The 16052-nt window shown below is 71.8% G+C and carries 18 protein-coding genes; 1 reads left to right on the top strand and 17 read right to left on the bottom strand.

Annotated elements, in window-relative coordinates:
- Window positions 1-124: 124 nt before the first annotated feature.
- The 16 genes from whiG to A3Q37_RS05940 form a co-directional block, all read right to left on the bottom strand.
- A complete protein-coding gene (gene whiG, locus A3Q37_RS06020; protein ID WP_006127910.1) occupies window positions 125-961 on the bottom strand; it encodes an RNA polymerase sigma factor WhiG in 837 nt (278 codons plus the stop codon).
- 254 nt (window positions 962-1215) lie between these two features.
- Complete coding sequence (gene dprA / locus A3Q37_RS06015) at window positions 1216-2352, bottom strand: DNA-processing protein DprA (RefSeq protein WP_255311751.1); 1137 nt, start codon at window positions 2350-2352, stop codon at window positions 1216-1218.
- Window positions 2353-2992: 640 nt separating this feature from the next.
- On the bottom strand, window positions 2993-4615 hold the full coding sequence (locus tag A3Q37_RS06005; protein WP_065478541.1) for a YifB family Mg chelatase-like AAA ATPase: 1623 nt from the start codon (window positions 4613-4615) through the stop codon (window positions 2993-2995).
- The gene (locus tag A3Q37_RS06000; RefSeq protein WP_065478538.1) at window positions 4615-4974 is read right to left on the bottom strand and encodes a YraN family protein; all 360 of its coding nucleotides are present in this window, start codon (window positions 4972-4974) and stop codon (window positions 4615-4617) included. The genes A3Q37_RS06005 and A3Q37_RS06000 overlap by 1 nt, the downstream gene beginning before the upstream one ends.
- A 205-nt stretch (window positions 4975-5179) precedes the next feature.
- The gene (locus A3Q37_RS05995; protein ID WP_003965949.1) at window positions 5180-5488 is read right to left on the bottom strand and encodes a DUF2469 domain-containing protein; all 309 of its coding nucleotides are present in this window, start codon (window positions 5486-5488) and stop codon (window positions 5180-5182) included.
- 64 nt (window positions 5489-5552) lie between these two features.
- Window positions 5553-6041: an NUDIX hydrolase gene (locus tag A3Q37_RS05990; RefSeq protein ID WP_065478534.1), complete on the bottom strand. Its 489-nt coding sequence runs from the start codon at window positions 6039-6041 to the stop codon at window positions 5553-5555.
- Complete coding sequence (gene lepB / locus A3Q37_RS05985; RefSeq protein WP_065478531.1) at window positions 6038-6793, bottom strand: signal peptidase I; 756 nt, start codon at window positions 6791-6793, stop codon at window positions 6038-6040. The genes A3Q37_RS05990 and lepB (A3Q37_RS05985) overlap by 4 nt, the downstream gene beginning before the upstream one ends.
- Window positions 6794-6843: 50 nt before the next feature.
- Window positions 6844-7755 (bottom strand): signal peptidase I, encoded by a 912-nt coding sequence (lepB, locus tag A3Q37_RS05980; RefSeq protein ID WP_065478528.1) that lies wholly within the window; start codon window positions 7753-7755, stop codon window positions 6844-6846.
- Complete coding sequence (gene lepB, locus A3Q37_RS05975) at window positions 7661-8734, bottom strand: signal peptidase I (protein WP_065478721.1); 1074 nt, start codon at window positions 8732-8734, stop codon at window positions 7661-7663. Before lepB (A3Q37_RS05975) ends, lepB (A3Q37_RS05980) begins: the two co-directional genes overlap by 95 nt.
- Window positions 8727-9497 carry a signal peptidase I gene (lepB, locus tag A3Q37_RS05970; RefSeq protein ID WP_065478525.1) on the bottom strand — a complete coding sequence of 257 codons (771 nt, stop codon included), beginning with the start codon at window positions 9495-9497 and terminating at the stop codon, window positions 8727-8729. Before lepB (A3Q37_RS05970) ends, lepB (A3Q37_RS05975) begins: the two co-directional genes overlap by 8 nt.
- A 66-nt stretch (window positions 9498-9563) precedes the next feature.
- On the bottom strand, window positions 9564-9914 hold the full coding sequence (gene rplS, locus A3Q37_RS05965) for a 50S ribosomal protein L19 (protein ID WP_010061961.1): 351 nt from the start codon (window positions 9912-9914) through the stop codon (window positions 9564-9566).
- 130 nt (window positions 9915-10044) lie between these two features.
- Entirely contained in the window at window positions 10045-10866 is an 822-nt protein-coding gene (gene trmD, locus A3Q37_RS05960) for a tRNA (guanosine(37)-N1)-methyltransferase TrmD (RefSeq protein ID WP_065478522.1), read from the bottom strand.
- Window positions 10866-11477: a ribosome maturation factor RimM gene (rimM, locus tag A3Q37_RS05955; protein ID WP_065478519.1), complete on the bottom strand. Its 612-nt coding sequence runs from the start codon at window positions 11475-11477 to the stop codon at window positions 10866-10868. Before rimM ends, trmD begins: the two co-directional genes overlap by 1 nt.
- 127 nt (window positions 11478-11604) lie before the next feature.
- Window positions 11605-11844, bottom strand: coding sequence for an RNA-binding protein (locus tag A3Q37_RS05950; RefSeq protein ID WP_003965959.1), 240 nt, complete (start codon window positions 11842-11844; stop codon window positions 11605-11607).
- Window positions 11845-11846: 2 nt separating this feature from the next.
- Window positions 11847-12287: a 30S ribosomal protein S16 gene (gene rpsP, locus A3Q37_RS05945; protein ID WP_006127898.1), complete on the bottom strand. Its 441-nt coding sequence runs from the start codon at window positions 12285-12287 to the stop codon at window positions 11847-11849.
- A 157-nt stretch (window positions 12288-12444) separates the two neighbouring features.
- Complete coding sequence (locus tag A3Q37_RS05940) at window positions 12445-13038, bottom strand: hypothetical protein (RefSeq protein ID WP_065478517.1); 594 nt, start codon at window positions 13036-13038, stop codon at window positions 12445-12447.
- A 452-nt stretch (window positions 13039-13490) separates the two neighbouring features.
- Here A3Q37_RS05940 and A3Q37_RS05935 point away from each other — a divergent pair, with 452 nt between their 5' ends.
- Window positions 13491-14375 carry a methyltransferase domain-containing protein gene (locus tag A3Q37_RS05935; RefSeq protein WP_065478514.1) on the top strand — a complete coding sequence of 295 codons (885 nt, stop codon included), beginning with the start codon at window positions 13491-13493 and terminating at the stop codon, window positions 14373-14375.
- 60 nt (window positions 14376-14435) lie between these two features.
- On the opposite strand, the gene ffh is transcribed toward A3Q37_RS05935, so the two are convergent.
- Entirely contained in the window at window positions 14436-15989 is a 1554-nt protein-coding gene (ffh, locus tag A3Q37_RS05930) for a signal recognition particle protein (protein ID WP_065478511.1), read from the bottom strand.
- Window positions 15990-16052 lie beyond the last annotated feature (63 nt).

Genomic DNA, 16052 nt, shown 5'->3' with positions numbered 1-16052 from the left:
CATCCACTCTACGGCGGCGGGCGCGCGGAGGAAGGGCACAGCCACCGATCGGACGGCCGGAGAGGGACGGCGAAGTGCCTGGAGACGGCCGACGTGCGCCGGGCAGGGGGACACCGGCGGGACGTCAGCGGCCCGCGTCGGCCAGCTTCGCCCGGAGCTGGAGCACGGACTTGGTGTGGATCTGGCTGACCCGGCTCTCGGTCACCCCGAGGACGTTCCCGATCTCCGCGAGGGTGAGGCCCTCGTAGTAGTAGAGGGTCACCACCGTCTTCTCGCGGTCGGGGAGGGTGTTGATGGCCCGGGCGAGCAGTCTTCGCAGCTCGCGGTCCTCGGCGACCTCCACCGGATTGTCGGCGGCGGTGTCCTCCAGGGTGTCCATGAGGCTCAGCCGGTCGCCGCCCTCGCCGCCGACGTGCAGCAGCTCTTCCAGGGCGACGACGTTCGCCAGCGACAACTGGCTGAAAACGGCGTGCAGTTCCTCCAGCGCGATGCCCATCTCCGAGGCGACCTCGGCCTCCGAGGGCGTACGCCGGAACTGTGCCTCCAGCGTGGCGTACGCGCGCTCCACGTTCCGCGCCTTCTGCCGGACGGAGCGCGGAATCCAGTCCAGTGCCCGGAGTTCGTCGATCATGGCGCCGCGGATCCTGGTGATCGCGTACGTCTCGAACTTGATGGCCCGCTCGATGTCGAACTTCTCGATGGCGTCGATCAGTCCGAAGACCCCGGAAGAGACGAAGTCGGCCTGCTCGACGTTGGAGGGCAGCCCCACGCTCACCCGGCCCGCGACGTACTTCACGAGCGGCGAGTAGTGCAGGATCAGCTGCTCCCGCAGCCGCTCGTCTCCCGTGGTCTTGTAGGAACGCCACAACTCGTCGAGGGAGGAGGGAGCGGGAGGGCGCACAGTGCCACGCGCAACCGGTGGTTTCGCCGCGCGGTCAGACCCGGAGGTGTGCTGGGGCATGTGGTGCCTTGAGCCGTTCTGCCGTGAAGTGCTGGGGGACTTGTGTCTGAAGCGGAATCCTTGTGAGCGTAGCGTGACTGCGGCGTCGCAGTCCGCGCAGGACGGGAGTTCCCCGCCGCGCGATTGCCTGTCGCCCCTTACGTCGTCCGCGCCCGCCCGGGACCGGGGCCGTCGCCGTTGGCGCGGGCCCCGGACAGGTCACCGATCGATCGTGCGAGGTCATCGGCCTTACCTTTTCACCCGAATGCTCCAGGTCAAGTATCGCCTCGCCGCGCGTCGTCGTTGCGTGCCGAAGGAAGCGTCAACCGCCAGCCGTCGCCTTCGCGTTCGACGAACCCCAGTGAGTGGAGTTCGTACAGTCGACCGAGCGTTTCGTCGGCCGAGGTCCCCGCGGTGCGCGCGAGGTCACGGGGGTGGGTGACCCCGTGGTAGGGGAGCGCATCGAGGACCCGTGCGGTGACCGCGTCCAGGTGGTCCCTGGGCAGCACCGGGCCGCGGCGGGCCGGCGGGAGGTCGCCGATGTCCCCGACCAGCTCGACGACTTCGTCCGCGTCGGTGACGAGTACGCCCTCGCCGCGCAGCAGCTCGTGGACCCCTGCCGACAGTCCGCTGGTGGCCGGCCCCGGCACGCCCATCGAGAAGCGGCCGAGCCGTTGGGCCTGGCGGGCGGTGACCAGCGAACCGCTGCGGTATTCGGCCTCGACCACGACCGTGCCCCTGGTCAGCGCGGCGATGACGCGGTTGCGCAGGACGAACCGGCTGCGGGTGGGGTGGGCGGTCGGCGGCAACTCGGCGACGACGAGCCCCTGTTGGGCGATGCGCCCGAGCAACTCGGCGTGCCCGCGCGGGTAGGGTACGTCGACACCGCAGGCCAGCACCGCTGTCGTCGCCCCGCCCGCGGCCAGCGCGCCCCGGTGGGCGGCCCCGTCGACCCCGAACGCCGCCCCCGACACGACCACCCAGCCGCGCTCGGCGAGCCCGGAGCCGAGGGTGGCCGCCATGTGCGCCCCGTACGGAGTGCAGGCCCTCGCACCGACCACCGCGACCGAGCGCAGGGACCAGAGCCGCAGGTCGGGCCGCCCCCGCACCCAGAGCCCGACGGGCCGCGCGTCGCCGAGGTCGTCCAGCTGGCTCGGCCACTCCCGGTCACCCGGGCAGACGAAGCGCCCGCCCGCCTCCTCGACCGCGGCCAGGTCCCGCCTCGGCTCCACGGCGGCCGCCCGCAGCCGGTAACCCCCGAGCCGCGCGGCGGTCATCCCCGGCAGCTTCTCGGCGGAGCCGTCCTCGACGGTGAGCCTCCGCATCAGCTCGACCGGACCGGTAAGCCGAAGCCACCGCCCGGCCCGCTCGTCCCCCGGCTCCAACACCCGCGTCAACGCGGCCCGGGCCAACCGCTGGTCCTCGCGATCCCGGCCCCCGTCACGCTCCCGCTCGGGGCCGCGCTCCCGATCCGGCCCGCGCACGGGATCCGGGCCACGCTCCCGGTCAGCCCCGTGCTCCGGGCCCCGCCCAGCCGTCCCAACCCTCCCGGGCCCGGGCCCGGAGTCCGGGCCGTCGCCTCGCGCCCGGACATCCGGCCGACCCCAGCCGCGATCCCGGTCCGGGCCGCGCCCCCGATCAAGCCCGCACACAAGATCCGGCCCACGCTCCCGGTCAACCCCACGCTCCGGGTCCCGCCCAGCCGTCCCAACCCTCCCGGGCCCGGGCCCGGAGTCCGGGCCGCCGCCTCGCGCCCGGACATCCGGCCGACCCCAACCTCGATCCCGGTCCGGGCCGCGCCCCCGATCAAGCCCGCGCACAGGATCCGGCGCCCACGCTCCCCGTCAACCCCATGCTCCGGGCCCGGCTCCCGATCAAGCCCACGCGCGGGGCCCAGCCCCCGCCCCCGCTCACCGCCGGGCTCCCCGCCCTCCGCGGCCCCGTCCGCCGGACCCGGCCCGCACGCAGAGTCCACCCCAAGCGCCTCACCGCACCCCCGCCCCCGCCCGGGGCCCATGCCCCGGCCACGCCCCCGCTCCCCCGTAACCCCCGTCACCGCTCCCCCGCCCCCATCGGCACCCCGCGCTGGATGCCCGTCCGTAGTTCCAGGGCGACCGCCACGTCCTCGGCGTTCGGGCGGTCGGCGCCTCTCAGGTCCGCCACCGTCCAGGCCACCCTCAGCACCCGGTCCAGGCCGCGGGCCGTGAGGATGCCGCGTTCCAGGTCCCGTTCCGCCGCTGCCAGTGCCCCCGGGGCCACGAGCAGGCGGGTTCGCAGTTCGTGGCCCGCGACCTCGCTGTTCGTGGTCCACGGGGTGCCGGCCAGCCGCTCGGCCGCCCGGGCCCTCGCCTCCCGTACCCGTGCGGCGACGACCGCCGTCGACTCGCCCCGGCCACCCTGGCCCAGGAGGTCCGCGCGGTCGACCGGCTCCACCTCGACCCGCAGGTCCACCCGGTCGAGCAGGGGTCCGGACAGCCGGGCCTGGTAGCGGCGGACCACCGAGGGCGGGCACTCGCAGCCCGCGCCGGTGAGCGTGTGCCGACCGCAGGGACACGGGTTGGCCGCCAGCACCATCAGGAACCGGGCGGGCAGCCGCACCACCCCCGCCGCCCGCGCCACCACCACATGGCCCGACTCCAGCGGCTGGCGCAGCGCGTCCAGGGCCTTGCCCGAGAATTCGGGGGCCTCGTCGAGGAAGAGCACGCCACGGTGGGCCAGCGAGACCGCCCCCGGCCTGGGGATTCCATGGCCGCCGCCCACCAGGGACTGCATGGTCGCCGAGTGGTGCGGGGCGCAGTAGGGCGCCCGGGAGACGAGCGGTTCACCCGGGGGGAGGATGCCCGCCACGGAGTGGACCGCCGTCACTTCGAGGGATTCCTGCCGGGTCAGCGGGGGCAGGACCGCCGGCAACCGCTCGGCCAGCATCGTCTTGCCCGCGCCCGGCGGACCCGAGAGAAGTAGGTGGTGCCCGCCGGCCGCGGCCACCTCCAGAGCCTGGCGCGGGCGCAGCTGTCCCGCGACGTCCGCCAGGTCCGGCCGGTGCCCGTCGCCCCGCGCGGCGGCCGGTGCGAGCCCCGTACCGAGGCCGGTGCCGGGGATCATGAGCCCGGCCAGCATGGCGTCCGGGCGCCCCTGGCCGTCGGCGGGCTCATCGGGCACCGGTTCGTCGCACAGGACGGCGATGAGCTGGCGCAGGCTCCGGACGCCGAGGACCGAGACCCCCGGCACCAGGGCCGCCTCCCCGGCCGTCTGCTCGGGGACGACGACCTGCTCGTACCCCGCTTCGGCCGCCGCGAGGACCGCGGGCAGCACGCCCCGTACCGGACGCACCCGGCCGTCCAGACCCAGTTCCCCGATCATCACCACGTCAGCGACCATCGCGGGGTCGATCCGCTCCGCCGCGCCGAGCACGGCACACGCCACGGCGAGATCGAAACCCGAACCGCTCTTCGGGACGGACGCCGGGGAGAGCCCGACCGTGAGCTTCTTCTGCGGCCACTCGGCCCCGGAATTGACGACGGCCGCCCGCACCCGGTCCCGGCTCTCCACCAGGCTCTTGTCCGGCAGCCCGACCAGGGTGAACGCCGCCACCCCCGGCTCCAGGTCCGCCTGGACCTCCACCACCACACCCTCGACGCCGACCAGCGCCACGGAACACGCGCGTGCGAAGCCCATCAGGACACCCCCCGGGCGTGCTCCGCGACCGGGGCCCCGCGCCGGGGCACGATCACCCCGACCAGATCGATGCGGACCCCGCCGGGCGGTGGCCCGTCGTGCCGCTCCAGCCAGATCTCGGCGAGCCGCCGCAGCCGGTCCGCCTTGACCGGGCCGACCGCGGCCATGGGGTGTTCGAACCCGTCCGACCTGCGCGTCTTCACCTCGCAGACGACCAGCGCGTCCCCGTCCCTGGCCACGATGTCGATCTCCCCGGCGCGACAGCGCCAGTTCCGCCCGACCACCGTCATCCCGGCGTCCGTCAGCAGCCGCGCCGCCAGATCCTCGCCGTACCGCCCGAGTGCCCCCCGTGCGTTCATATCGGCACCACCTCCGGCACCGACTGTGACCCGGCCCGCCGAAAGATGTGGATCTTGGTGGACAACTCCGCGGATGTGGAAAACCCGGCCACCCACACGGGTGACCGGGCTTCTCCGTACGACGTACGACATGCGGCGCGCGACATGCGGCGCGCGACATGCGACGCGCGTGTCGGCGGCCCCGGCTCCAGGGGGCCGCCTGGGGTCAGCCTCCCGGAAGTTCCAGATCGCTCTTGTTGAGCTCTTCGATGTTGACGTCCTTGAAGGTCAGCACGCGGACCTGCTTGACGAACCTGGCAGGCCGGTACATGTCCCAGACCCAGGCGTCCGCCATGGACACCTCGAAGAAAACCTCACCCTGGACGGAGTGCACCTGCATCTCGTAGTCGTTGGTGAGGTAGAAGCGCCGTTCGGTCTCGATCACATATTTGAACAGACCGACGACATCGCGGTACTCCCGGTAGAGCTTCAGCTCCATCTCGGTCTCGTACTTCTCGAGGTCCTCGGCGCTCATGGCATGTTTCCCCTTCAGCCGTGCGTGCCCCCATTGTGCGTCAGCCTTCGGCACCCCTGGACGATTAGACGATTTCGGGGGCCAGAACCAGCGGATCGCGCGGGGGACCCTCGTCGAGGAGCGTGCGCAGCAGCTCGGCGAGTCTGGTCGGGTACACCGTCTCACGCGTCGCGAGCAGTTCGGCGGAGGTCCACCACCTCAGACCGGCGACGCTGCGCAGCTCCAGGTCGGTGAGGCCCTGCGGGGCCGTGGCGGTCTGCGTCGTACGGGCGAGGTAGTACCACTCGTCCTGGTCCCAGCGGCGTCCGTCGAACGGGAAGGAGCAGATCCGGGTCCAGAGCAGCGGGCCCAGCTCGATGTCCGTGATCCCGGTCTCCTCGGCGAGCTCCCGGCGGGCCGCCTGCTCCCTGGTCTCGTCGCCCTCCAGGCCGCCGCCCGGGGTGAACCACCAGGTGTCGGCCGGGTCGTCCGGCTCATGGCCGTGCAGCAGCAGGACGCGGTCGTCGGGGTCCAGCAGGACCACCCGGGCGACCTTGCGGGCGACGGAGGTCACCGGGCCCCTCCGGCGGGCGTCTTCCGGCGGCCCAGGCGGGCCGCCACGGGCCCGTACACCGCCCCGCCGAGGATCAGGACGACGCCCACCAGGATCGCGCCCAGCTGGAGCGGCAGGGGCCCGGCGGCGGACACCCCGCCGGGCAGCGCGACGAACGAGGAGGGCCGGTCGATCATCCCGTTCATCGGCCAGGCCACCGCGTCCACCCGGGCCTGGACGGCGCTCAGCGGTACGGAGCCCTGGCCGGCGTCCTGGAGGTGGACCCGGGAGTCCAGGGAGGTGGCCCGTTCGTCGCCGAGGAGGAAGATCTTGCCCTGCGGCACGGTGGCGGAGAATTCCTGGGGCGAGGCCGGGGCCTTGCCGCCGGCGGCCGCCGCGCCCCGGTCGACGTACGGCTCGTCGACGGGGGTTCCGTTCACGGTGAGGCGGCCTTCCTTGTCGCAGCAGGCCACCTTGTCGCCGCCGATCCCGACGACGCGCTTCACCATCGGTGTGGCGGCCCAGACCTCGTCGGTGAAGACCACCACGTCACCGCGCCGGACGTCGGCCCCGTCTATCCGCTCGGCGAGCACCCGGTCGCCGGGGTTCACCGTCGGGGCCATGGAGTCGGTCGGGATCGTGTACGGCTGGTAGACCACCGCCGCCCAGGCGAAACCGCCGAGGAAGAGCACACAGCCGACGGCCACGGCGAGGCCCGACACCATGGCGCCGAGCCGGCCGCGGCCGTCTTTCCCGTTTCCTGTACCGCTCATCCCAGCGCTCCCCCGTCGGAGATCGACAATCGCTGATCCGAGTCGGCACCCTACCCGGCGGTACGCCGGGCGGTCAGCCTCCGGCGGCGCCACAACACGAGGGGCACCGCTCCGGCTACACCCAGTGCCGCCGGAGCCATCGCGGCGGCCGCGTTCAGACCGGGCTGGTCGAAGGTGTCCGGGACCGGAAGGGTCGCCCAGCGGCCCAGCGGCCAGGCGACGACGATCGCCCGGCCGACGACCTCGTCGTTGGAGACCGTGCCCTCACCCGGCAGCTCCTGGTGGTAGCGCGAGTCCAGGGAGTTCTGCCGGTGGTCGCCCATGACGAAGATCCGGCCCTCGGGCACCTTGATCGGGCCGAAGGGCTTGTCGTTGCACGGGGTGTTCCCGGGGAAGATGAACGACTTCTCGTCCAGGCTCTTCCCGTTGACCGTGACCGGGCCGTTCTCCTTGCACTCCACGGTGTCGCCGCCGACCGCGATGACCCGCTTGATCAGGTCCTTCTCCTCGGCGGACGGCATCAGGCCGATGAAGCTCAGGAACTTCTGCACCGCGTTGGGCTCCGGGGTCGCGGTGTCCTCCAGCCAGCCGCCCGGGTCGTGGAACACCACGACCTCGCCGCGCTCCGGCTCCGCGCCGAACCACGGGGTCAGCTTGTCGACCAGCACCCGGTCGCCCCGCTGGAGCGTGTTCTGCATGGAGTCCGAGGGGATCGAGAACGCCTGGACCAGGAACGTCTTGATCAGCAGCGCCAGGATCAGGGCGATGCCGACGAGCAGCGGCAGCTCCACCCAGAAGGAACGCTGCTTCTTGGGACGGCTGCCACCGCCGCCCGGGCTGTCGCCGTCGTCGCCGGATCCGCCGCCCTCACCCCCCGGCGGGACCGCCCCGCCCGCGGGAGACTCGTCGCGCTCCGGCCGGTCCTCGGGTTCGTCGTGTCCGGATCGTGCGCCGACCGCCAAATCCCCCACATCCACTCCTCAGTACGTGCCACTGCCCGCGCCCCATCGGACGCAGGCCCACCACTCCCATAACGAGCGGGAGTTCCGCAGGGGTCGGGAGCCGGACCATTCCATCGCGATCCGGAGGTGCCACACTATTCGACCGGGCCGGACCCGCCGCCTCCGATGCCCGCGAGTCCGGGACAGCACGGAAGGTGTCGCGTTCCTCCAGCGTGCTCCAGTGGCCGAACGGCCAGGCGATCACGACGGCCCGCCCCACGACCTCCTCCTCGGAGACCGTGCCCCGGTCGGGTTCGTCGAGGTGGAAGCGGGAGTCGGCGGAGTCGGACCGGTGGTCCCCCATCACGAACAGCCGCCCCTCGGGGACCTTCACCTCGAACGAGATGGCCGAGGGCCGGTCGTCGGGGTGGAGGTACGTCTCGGCCAGCGGTACGCCGTTGACGGTGACCCGGCCCTCCTCGCCGCAGCACTTCACGGTGTCGCCGCCGACCGCGATCACCCGCTTGATCAGATCCTGCTCGTCGTCGGAGGGCAGCAGTCCGATGAAGGTCAGCAGTTCGGTGGCCTGCTTGACGCCGATCGGCTGTTCCTTCTGCTGTCCGGGGTTCTCCTGCTGGAGCCAGCCGCCGGGGTCCTTGAAGACCACGACGTCGCCGCGCTGCGGCTTGGACCCGAACCACGGGGTCAGTTTGTCGACCAGCACGCGGTCGCCGATCCGGATGGTCTGCTCCATCGACCCGGACGGGATGACGAACGCCTGGACCAGGAACGTCTTCAGGACGAGCGCGATCAGCAGCGCCACGACGACGAGGACGGGTATCTCCTTCACCGCGGACCTGCGGCGCTTGCGCCGGACCTTCTTGGCGAGCTTGCGGCGCTCCGCCCGGGTGGGCAGCGAGCGCGGCCCGGTCGGCCTGGTCCCGGTCGGCAGGGCCGCGCGGGGGTCGGATGCGCCGCGCGGGCGTCCGCGCTTACCCATGCGCCGCGCCCGGTGCCCGTACGTCACCGAAGGCGCCGGTCCCGGTCAGCGAGCCGATCCGGGCGGGCGGCCAGCCCAGCCAGTCCACCCGTCCGGTGACCCGCTCGACGGGGACCATCCCGCCGCCGGGCGATCCGAGGTGGTCCCGGGAGTCGCTGGAGCGGCTCCGGTGGTCGCCCATCATCCACAGGGTGCCGGCGGACACCACGATGTCGAAGGGCGCCCGGGAAGCGCTGTCTCCGGGGTACAGATACGGCTCGTCCACCACGGTGCCGTTGACCGCGAGCCTCCCCTGGGCGTCGCAGCACACGACGCGGTCACCGCCCACGCCCACCACCCGCTTCACGAAGTCGGTGTCGGCGGGCTCCGCGAGCCCCAGGGAGGCCGCCGCCCCGCGCACCAGCCCGGCCAGGGGGTTGGCGTCGAGGTCCTCCCGTACGAACGATCCCGTGCCGTCGAAGACGACCACGTCGCCGCGTTGGGGCTCGGCGCCGAAACGGTACGCCAGCTTGTTCACGAGCACCCGGTCACCGACCCGCAGCGTGGGCTCCATCGAGCGGCTGGGGATCAGGAAGGGCTGGACCACGTAGGAGCTGAACAGCAGCAGGGCGACGGTGGCCAGGACCGCCCCCGCGAGCACCCGCCGCCAGGACAGCACGGAGGCGAGGCGGGCCCGCGTACGCGAAAAGCGCGACCTCTCCCCGGACCCCGCGTCGGGTTCCGAGGAGCGGTCGCGCTCCGAGTGCTGTGCTTGCGTGTCCATCGCGGCCGAAGCTTATCCGGCCGGGCTGTGGACGGGTCATCCGCAGGGGGATGACCGGGCGACAGCTCAGTTGTCGCGCTTCTCCTTGATCTTCGCGGCCTTGCCGCGCAGCTCACGGAGGAAGTACAGCTTGGCGCGGCGGACGTCACCGCGGGTGACGAGCTCGATCTTCTCGAAGATCGGGCTGTGCACCGGGAAGGTGCGCTCGACGCCGACGGAGAAGGAGACCTTGCGGACCGTGAAGGTCTCGCTGACGCCCGCGCCCTGGCGGCGGATGACAACACCCTTGAACTGCTGGATACGGGAGCGGTTGCCCTCGATCACGCGCACGTGGACGTTGACGGTGTCACCGGGGCGGAACGCCGGGACGTCCGAACGGAGGGTGGCGGCATTGACGCCATCGAGCAGGGAAGCCATGGTTTCTGCTTTCTTCGCCGATGCCACAGGTCATCGACGGAATGTCGTTGAAGAGTTCGGAGTGCTGATCGCGTCGGGCGGGCGTCTTTCCCCCTGTGGCAGGGGCGCACACCGGACGTACAGCAGCGGCCTATTCTTCCACGGCGGTGGGCCTGCGCCAAAATCGGCCGCCGGGCTCCGGTGCGAAGCCGAGGATGGAAAGGATCTCGCGGTCCTTCTTGTCGAAGGCGCTCGCCTCGCACCGCTCGATCAGGTCGGGGCGGTTGAGGGCGGTACGGGCGAAGGCCTGGTCGCGCCGCCAGCGCGCGATCTTCCCGTGGTGGCCGCTGAGCAGGACGTCCGGGATGGACCGGCCGCGCCACTCGGGCGGCTTGGTGTAGACGGGGCCCTCCAGGAGGTTGGCCATCGCGCCCGGGGCGAAGGAGTCGTCCCGGTGGGATTCGGCGTTGCCGAGGACTCCGGGCAGCAGCCGGGCCACCGCCTCCGTGATCACCAGGACAGCCGCTTCCCCGCCGGCCAGGACGTAATCCCCGATGGAGACCTCGACGACGCGGAGCCGGGTGGCGTACTCGTCGATCACCCGGCGGTCGATGCCCTCGTACCGGGCGGGGGTGAAGAGCAGCCAGGGCTCGGCGGAGAGTTCGACGGCCAGTTCCTGGGTGAACGGCCGGCCGCTGGGTGTGGGCACGACGAGGACCGGGGAGTGCGCCCCGGCCTCGTAGCCGTCGGCCAGGGACGCGTCCAGGGCCTCGCCCCAGGGCTCGGTCTTCATGACCATGCCGGGTCCGCCGCCGTAGGGGGTGTCGTCGACCGTGTTGTGCCGGTCGTACGTCCACTCCCGCAGGTCGTGGACGTGGACGTCCAGCACGCCGCGGGCGCGGGCCTTGCCGACGAGGGAGACGTTCAGCGGTTCCAGGTACTCGGGGAAGATCGTGACGACGTCGAGCCGCATCAGGCGTCGCCCCTCGGGGCCTCGTCCGCGTCCCCGGAGGTCGCGTCGCCGGCGGCCGTCTCGCCGGTCTCCTCGTCGCGGGAGGAGGCGATCACGGCCTGGCTCTCGTCGATCAGACCGGGCGGCGGGGTGATGACCGCACGCTGCTCCTCCAGGTCGATCTCGGTGACGATCTCCTCGACGAAGGGGATCATCACCTCGCTGCCGTCGGGGCGCTCCACGATGAACAGGTCCTGCGAGGGCAGGTGGGAGATCTCGGTGATCCGGCCGATCCCGGTGCCGTCGGCGAGCACGACGTCGAGGTCGATCAGCTGGTGGTCGTAGAACTCGTCCTCCTCCTCGGGCAGTTCGTCCGGGTCCACCTCGGCGATCAGGAGGGTGTTGCGGAGGGCCTCGGCGGCGGTGCGGTCGCGTACGCCCTCGAAGCGCAGCAGGAGCCGGCCACTGTGGACCCGGCCCGCCTCGACCGTCAGCGGACCCGTCGCCGCCGGTTCGGTGGCCAGGACGGCGCCGGGGCCGAGCCGCAGCTCCGGCTCGTCCGTTCGTACCTCGACGGTGACCTCGCCCTTGATGCCGTGGGCGCGGCCGATCCGCGCGACTACCAGCTGCACGCTGTTCTCCGGGTTCTCCGATTGATGGGGTGCGGACGTGGCGGGGGAGACGTCCGGGTGACCGACGACAAAGGCCGGGGACGGCCCGAAGGCCCTCCCCGGCCCTGGCCGGTGTTCAACTCGCTGATCAGCGAACCTGGTCCACATCGACGAGGTCGACGCGGATACCGCGGCCGCCGATGGCACCCACGACCGTGCGCAGGGCGCGAGCGGTGCGGCCGTTACGGCCGATCACCTTGCCGAGGTCGTCGGGGTGGACCCGGACCTCCAGCACGCGCCCGCGGCGCAGGGTGCGCTCGGCAACCTGCACGTCGTCGGGGTTGTCGACGATGCCCTTCACGAGGTGCTCGAGAGCCTCCTCGAGCATGCTCAGGCCTCGGTCGACTCGGTGGACTCGGCGGCGTCAGCCGCCTCGTCCGCCTTCTTGTCGGACTTCTTGGCCTTGGGGGTGATGGCCTCACCCTTGGCCTCGTCGCCGTCCGCGGACAGCGCCTCGAACAGCGCGCGCTTGTCAGCCTTGGGCTCCGGCTGGAGCAGCGGCGCGGGGGCCGGGAGACCCTTGTGGGCCTGCCAGTCACCGGTGAGCTTCAGGATCGCGAGAACCGGCTCGGTCGGCTGGGCGCCGACGGACAGCCAGTACTGCGCGCGCTCCGAGTTGACCTCGATGCGCGAGGGGTTCTGCACCGGGTGGTACAGGCCGATCTCCTCGATGGCCCGGCCGTCACGGCGGGTACGGGAGTCGGCGACGACGATGCGGTAGTGAGGCGAACGGATCTTGCCCAGACGCTTCAGCTTGATCTTGACTGCCACGGAAGTGGTGTCTCCTGGTCTCTGACGTGGTTGGGCACAACGAAGATGCCACGTGGGGTTGCGGTACTCGTGTGCCCGATGGACGCGTCAGCCGGAGGAGAGAGGGGTCCTGTGCGACTGTCGAGTACAGCTAGCCATTGTGCCACACCACATCGGCTCACCCCACCGCGACCGCCGCTTCCGGGATCCGGAACGGCTTGCCGCAGCCGCCGCAGACGATCGGCGCCTGCGCCAGGACCGACGGGACGACGCGGACGTTGCGTCCGCAGTCGCAGACGGCCTTGACCCGCACGCCGCCCCCGGAGGAACCGTGCCGGGCGGCAGGTCCGCGGAAGGAGCGCTTGGTGTCGGCGGCGGTGGCGACGGTGTGCGCCTTGAGGGCGCGCTGTAGCCGTTCGGTGGTCGGACGGTACCGGCGCTTGGCTTCCGGATTCAGCGTGACCAGCGAGAATCCGCTGCTGGGGTGGGGTTCCTCGGAATGATCGAGGCCCAGCTCCTCGGCGATCGCGAGGAAGCGTCGGTTGTGGTAGCGGCCGGCGCGGGAGGTGTCTCTGACTCCTCTCGCGGCGGCGATGCCGTGGACTGCCTCGTGGAGCAGTCGCTCGAAGGAGAGCTCGGCGCCACAGGCGGACGAGGACTCTCCGATCAGGGACTCGGGCGCGGCAAGATCGGGCAGCTCGGGGTGGTACCGCTGAATGTCGGCCCACGCCTGTGCCAGCTCTGCGGCAAGTACAGGTGGTGTCGTGCTCACGTCGTGACAACGAGCCCGAGTGCCGTGGTGTTCCTATTCCGGGGCATCCCAAATAATTTGCACGTACCAGTCAGTTGCCCTTGATGCGTCCGGACGAGGGCGGGTACGCAGAACTGCGGAGAAGACGCACAGCTCGCACCAAGGTGGTGCACAGCGTGCGGTACGCCCGGTGGCGGGGATGTGAGGTGCGCGGACGGCGCGCGGCCCTGACGAATCCGCCCGGAAGACTACCCTCCTCTCCGCTCGACGTGCCCGGTGCGGGGTGTCGGGTAAGACTGGTCGGAGAGCAGACGTGGGACGGGGCGCACGACCGGGGCACGCAAGCACTGCTCCACAACCCCTGGACGGAACGGCGGATGCGCAGTTCTCTGACTACGGGGGTGCGGAACACTCGCACACGGGGGACGTCCACTCGGGCACGACCGACCTCTTGGCGGATTGGGGCACTTTCCATGACACCAACGCTCGTCCGGAACCAGCTGGGCGCGGACGCCTCCGCGCCGGCGGACGCCGGTACCCGCGCACGCGACTGGGCCGAGATCCAGGAACGCATGCTCGCGCCGCTCTACGAGGCGGTGTACGACCGGATGGAAGTCGGGGCCGCCACCCGGATGCTGTCCCTCGGCTGCGGTTCGGGCCTCGCGATGCTCGTCGCGGCGGCCCGGGGGGCGCAGGTCACGGGTGTGGACTCCGACCGGGAGCGCCTGGCGCTGGCCCGCGCGCGGCTGCTGCCCGACGCCGGCTGGGACGACGCGCCCGCGCACTCCCCGCATCCGGCCCGCCGCCGGGCCCGGCTGGTGGAGGACGGGGGTCCCGCGCCCGTCGGCGCTGACGGCGCTCCGTACAACCTGATCACGGTCTTCGAGCCGATCGGCTGCGCGGCCGGGGACTCCGAGGGGCTGGTGCCGGCGCTGCGCTCGGCGGTGCCGCTGGCGGTCCGGGGCGCGGCGGTGGTGCTGGCCGGCTGGGGTCCGCCGGAGCGCTGTGCCACGGCCGCGGTGCTGCGGGTGGCCGCCCGGCTCGCGGATTCCGCGCGTCCGCCGCGTACGGAGCCCGGCCGGTGGCGGCCCACGCTCCGGGACGATCTGGAGGACGTGGCCGCGCGGGCCGGGCTGAAGCCGGACGGTTCGGGGCGGGTGTCCTGCCCGTTCGGTTACGCGGACGTGGGCAGCGCGGTGCGCGGGCTGCTGTCCACCGGGCTCTTCGACGCCGCCGTACGGGCCACGGACCGCTCCCAGGTGGAGAAGGAGATCGCGGAGGCCCTGCATCCGTACCGGCGGGAGGACGGCACGGTGTGGATGCCGAACGTCTTCCGCTATCTGGTCTGCGTGACCTGAATGCCGTACGCGTAAGGGGCGCCCTTGAGAGAGGGCGCCCCTTACGCATGCCGTGCTCGCTTACATGAACTTCTTGAACTCGTCCGGGAGCTCGAAGTCCTTGCCGCCGTCCTGGGCGGGAAGGCCGAACGCGCCGCCCTGGGCCGCCGCCTGCTCGCGGCGGGCCGCAGCGGCCTGCTCCTCGGCCTTGCGCTTCATCGGGTTGCCGCTCTTGCGCTTGCCCTTGGCCTGCTTGACCTGCTTCTTCTGCCGGCCGGGGCCGCCGCCCATGCCGGGCATCCCCGGCATCCCGGGCATGCCGCCGCCCTGGGCCATCTTCGACATCATCTTGCGGGCCTCGAAGAAGCGCTCCACCAGGCTCTTGACCGCGGAGACCTCGACACCCGAACCCTTGGCGATACGGGCCCGGCGCGAACCGTTGATGATCGTCGGCTCGGCGCGCTCCTTGGGCGTCATCGACTTGATGATCGCGGCGGTGCGGTCGATGTCGCGCTCGTCGATGTTGTTGATCTGGTCCTTGATCTGCCCCATGCCGGGCAGCATGCCGAGCAGCTTGGAGATGGAGCCCATCTTGCGGACCTGCTCCATCTGGGCCAGGAAGTCGTCGAGGGTGAAGTCCTTCCCACCCTTGCTCGACTGGAGCTTCGAGGCCATTTTGGCGGCCTCTTCCTGGCTGAACGTCTTCTCCGCCTGCTCGATCAGGGTGAGCAGGTCACCCATGTCGAGGATGCGGGAGGCCATCCGGTCCGGGTGGAACGCGTCGAAGTCCTCCAGCTTCTCGCCGTTCGACGCGAACATGACCTGCTTGCCCGTGACATGGGCGATCGACAGGGCCGCGCCACCGCGGGCGTCGCCGTCGAGCTTGGAGAGGACCACGCCGTCGAAGCCGACGCCGTCGCGGAAGGCCTCGGCGGTGTTGACCGCGTCCTGACCGATCATCGCGTCGACGACGAAGAGGATCTCGTCGGGGCTGACGGCGTCGCGGATGTCCGCGGCCTGCTGCATCAGCTCCTGGTCGATGCCGAGGCGGCCGGCGGTGTCGACGATGACGATGTCGTGGACCTTGGCCTTGGCGAACTCGATGGAGTCCTTGGCGACCTGGACCGGGTCGCCGACGCCGTTGCCCGGCTCGGGGGCGTACACCGCGACGCCGGCGCGCTCGGCGACGACGCTCAGCTGGTTGACGGCGTTGGGGCGCTGGAGGTCACAGGCGACCAGCAGCGGGGAGTGGCCCTGGCCCTTGAGCCAGAGGCCGAGCTTTCCGGCCAGCGTCGTCTTACCGGCGCCCTGGAGGCCGGCGAGCATGATCACGGTGGGCGCGGTCTTGGCGAACCGCAGCCGCCGGGTCTCGCCGCCGAGGATGGCGACGAGCTCCTCGTTGACGATCTTGACGACCTGCTGGGCGGGGTTCAGCGCCTGGGAGACCTCGGCGCCGCGCGCCCGCTCCTTGACGTTGGCGATGAAGGCCCGGACCACGGGCAGGGCGACGTCGGCTTCGAGCAGGGCGATACGGATCTCGCGTGCCGTGGCGTCGATGTCGGCCTCGGACAAGCGGCCCTTGCCCCTGAGGTTCTTGAAAGTCGCGCTAAGGCGGTCGGAGAGAGTATCGAACACGGCGCTCGTCGGTCCTCAGGGTCGGGGGCGGGGCAGGTCAGTCGCCCTCCAGGGTATCCGTCC

The sequence above is a fragment of the Streptomyces sp. PTY087I2 genome (assembly GCF_001687325.1).
Lineage (GTDB): Bacteria > Actinomycetota > Actinomycetes > Streptomycetales > Streptomycetaceae > Streptomyces.
The sequence above is the reverse complement of the archived record's forward strand: the minus strand, read 5'-3'. Positions and strand labels throughout refer to the sequence as shown.